Genomic DNA, 2,443 nt, shown 5'->3' with positions numbered 1-2,443 from the left:
CTGCTGGTCGCGCTCACCATCCGCTACCTTCCGGGAACAGCTGGGCACCTGCCCGCCGAGGGGTTCAAGGCAGGAGGGACACCGACACCTATCGAGCTGCCCGGCGTCTTCTTCGCCGCCCTGGCGAGCCTGGCCCTGGGCGTGGTGATCGGACCGGAGGCACCGCTGATCGCGCTCGGTGGCGGTCTTGGCGTGTGCGCCGTGCGACTGGCCAAGCGCGACGCGCCGGACAGAACCACCACTGCGGTGGCCGCGGCAGGCAGCTTTGCCGCCGTCAGCACCCTGTTGGGCTCTCCCATCATCGGAGCATTCCTTCTGATGGAGGCCGCAGGGTTGGGTGGAGCGGTGATGGACCTGGTGCTGCTGCCAGGGCTGGTGGCGTCCGGTACCGGCGCTCTCGTCTTTGTCGGCCTGGGCACGTGGACCGGCCTGGGAACGTTCTCGCTGGCGATCCCCGACCTGCCGCACTTCGCCCGACCCGACGCCGCCGAGCTCGGGTGGGCCATCGGCATCGGCCTGGCGGCCGCCGTGGTCGGCGCAGGCGTCCGCTGGGTCGGGCTGTACCTGCAAGACCGGGTGATACCGCGGATGCTGTGGCTCACTCCAATAGCCGGGCTGGCTATTGCCGGCCTGGCGATCGCCTACGCCGAGGGTACGGGGAAGGGAACCTCGGATGTCCTGTTCTCGGGCCAGTCGGCGTTGGGTCCCCTGCTCGCCCACAGTGCCACCTACTCCCTCGGCGCCCTGGTCCTGCTCGTCGCCTGCAAGGCCCTGGCCTACGGCGTGTCGTTGAGCAGCTTCCGCGGCGGCCCGATCTTCCCGGCCCTCTTCGTGGGGGCGGCGGGCGGCGTGGCGCTGTCGCACGCGCCCGGGCTGCCCTTGGTTGCGGGAGCGGCCATGGGGATGGGAGCCATGATGGTCGCGATGCTGAGGCTTCCGTTGACCTCGGTCCTGTTGGCCACCCTGTTGCTCCTGTCCGACGGTCTGGCGGTCATGCCGCTGGTCATCGTGGCGGTTGCGGTCGCGTACGTCGCGTCAGCGAGGCTGAGCCCGATCTCCGCCCCCTCGGCGGCCGACGCCTCGGCGACACAAGCACCGACCGAGGAGGCGGTCCCCGCGTCAGGGAGCTAGTCGGGGGATTACCTCGCTTCGGCTCGCCGGTGCCTTCGAATCCAGAAGCGGCGGGTGACGTCCAGTGCGATGGCGCCGACGATGATCAGCAGGCCGAGGTTCAACAGCAGCTGCTCGAGCGAGCCCCACGCCTCGTTCCAGCGTCCGAACACCGTGGAGACGCCGACGTCGGCCGCTGCGGGAATCGTGGTCACCGAGACGAACACGCCGATGAGGGTGTTGGCTCTCGACTCGGCCAGTGACACCACCCCGACGATCCCGGCCAGCACGGCGACGACGACAGAGAAGAAGTTCGGGCTGTTGATGAGGTCCGACACCGGCGTGATCCCGGCCCCGTACGCCCTGGGCTCCAGGCCGAAGCCGCGGACGATCAGAGCGAAGAGGAGGCTGGCGACGATGGCAAGCAGGAACCCGACGACGAGGGCGCGCAGACCGTGGCGGATGCGCGGACGCTCGCGCCTGTTGATCCCGAGGGCCACGCTGGCCACGGCGTAGTACTCGGGGCCGACGATCATGGCCCCGACGATGAGGATCTGCGAGTTGGTGAGTATTCCCTGGGCCGCGATCAGCCCGGCGATGGCCAGGAGCGCGTACCAGCTCGGGGGATAGTTGCCCAAGGAGTGGATCCTGGCGATCACCGTCTCCCAGATCGGAGAGAAGTTCTCGCCCGGACGCTCTCGCCCTTCGGCCCGAGCGGCGACGTCGGAGATGGACACCTCGACGGTGTCGATCGTGATCGACCCGCTGCGGTCTATGCCCAGGTCGCGGAGCTGGCTGAGCACCCGGTTGGCTTCTGCGGTGATGACGTCGAACTGGAGGGCGTCACCAGCGGGATTTCGGGCCGCGCCCGGGAGGACCACGAGGTTCAGCACACCGGGGTTGCCGTCGAGCACGTCGACCAGCCCGGGCGTGATGTGAGACGGGCTGACGGCCCTCACGTGGATCACAGGCGGAGCTCGGACGCGCCGAGCGCCCGCGCCGCGCACCAGCCAAGGGTCGCGCGCGCCGCGATGGCGGCCAGCCGTAGCACCAGCGGCACGCGCAGCTGGGCCCGGCCCTCCCGATGGGAGAACGCGCCGGCGGCCCCACGCGACCGTCTCCTGCTTGTACGAGCACGTCCGATTTCCGGCTCCCTCTCGACCAGCGCCCTCCTGCACCTCCCCGCGCGACATCCTTCCAGGCCAGCGGTAGTGCCTACAACCACCCGAAGAGGGTGATTGTGGGCGGGAGCGGCCGGTGCCGATGCGGATGGGCTGCCGGCCCGCGCAAATCACCCACGGCGGGTGATGTCCGCGACGACACCCCTCCATAC

2 protein-coding genes are annotated in these 2,443 nt (G+C 69.8%); one reads left to right on the top strand and one right to left on the bottom strand.

What is annotated here, in order from left to right; genetic code table 11:
• A partial coding sequence (locus tag VH112_08440) for a chloride channel protein (GenBank protein HEX4540260.1) occupies positions 1 to 1,131 on the top strand: 1,131 nt, incomplete at its 5' end.
• An 8-nt stretch (positions 1,132 to 1,139) separates the two neighbouring features.
• Here VH112_08440 and VH112_08435 read toward each other — a convergent pair.
• Positions 1,140 to 2,078, bottom strand: coding sequence for a DUF389 domain-containing protein (locus VH112_08435; protein HEX4540259.1), 939 nt, complete (start codon positions 2,076 to 2,078; stop codon positions 1,140 to 1,142).
• Between the last annotated feature and the right edge of the window lie 365 nt (positions 2,079 to 2,443).

It is taken from the genome of Acidimicrobiales bacterium (genome assembly GCA_036270875.1).
GTDB lineage: Bacteria > Actinomycetota > Acidimicrobiia > Acidimicrobiales > AC-9 > AC-9.
The sequence above is the reverse complement of the archived record's forward strand: the minus strand, read 5'-3'. Positions and strand labels throughout refer to the sequence as shown.